Annotated in this window: 1 protein-coding gene; it reads left to right on the top strand. The window is 69.9% G+C overall.

Going from position 1 to position 903, the window contains the following annotated elements:
- A partial coding sequence (cysD, locus tag ADL08_RS10455) for a sulfate adenylyltransferase subunit CysD (RefSeq protein WP_053641801.1) occupies positions 1-903 on the top strand: 903 nt, incomplete at both ends.

Raw genomic sequence — 903 nt, 5'->3', positions numbered from 1 at the left:
CCGAGGGTTCGTTCGCGCTGTCGCACCTGGACTCGCTGGAGTCCGAGGCGGTGCACATCTTCCGTGAGGTGGCGGGGGAGTTCGAGCGGCCGGTGATCCTGTTCTCCGGCGGCAAGGACTCCATCGTCATGCTGCGCCTGGCTTTGAAGGCGTTCGCGCCGGCGCCGGTGCCGTTCACGCTGCTGCACGTCGACACCGGGCACAACTTCCCCGAGGTCATCGACTACCGCGACCGCACCGTGAAGAAGCACGGGCTGCGGCTGCACGTGGCCTCCGTGCAGGACTACATCGACGCCGGCAAGCTGCGCGAGCGGCCCGACGGCACCCGCAACCCGCTGCAGACCGTGCCGCTGACCGAGGCCATCCAGCACCACCGGTTCGACGCCGTCTTCGGCGGCGGACGCCGCGACGAGGAGAAGGCCCGCGCCAAGGAACGCGTCTTCTCCCTGCGCGACGAGTTCTCCCAGTGGGACCCGCGCCGCCAGCGCCCCGAGCTGTGGCAGCTCTACAACGGCCGCCACGCCCCCGGCGAGCACGTGCGCGTCTTCCCGCTGTCGAACTGGACCGAGCTGGACGTGTGGCAGTACATCCAGCGGGAGCAGATCGAGCTGCCGGAGATCTACTTCGCGCACGAGCGCGAGGTGTTCGCCCGCAGCGGCATGTGGCTGACCGCCGGGGAGTGGGGCGGTCCGAAGGAGGGCGAGAGGGTCGAGACCCGGCTGATCCGCTACCGCACGGTGGGGGACATGTCCTGCACCGGCGCGGTGGACTCCGACGCCACCACGCTGGACGCGGTGATCACGGAGATCGCCGCCTCCCGGCTCACCGAACGGGGCGCCACCCGGGCCGACGACAAACTCTCCGAAGCCGCGATGGAAGACCGCAAGCGCGAAGGGTACTTCT

The organism is Streptomyces sp. NRRL F-6492, assembly GCF_001280125.1.
In the GTDB taxonomy this organism is placed as follows: Bacteria; Actinomycetota; Actinomycetes; order Streptomycetales; family Streptomycetaceae; genus Streptomyces.
The sequence above is the reverse complement of the archived record's forward strand: the minus strand, read 5'-3'. Positions and strand labels throughout refer to the sequence as shown.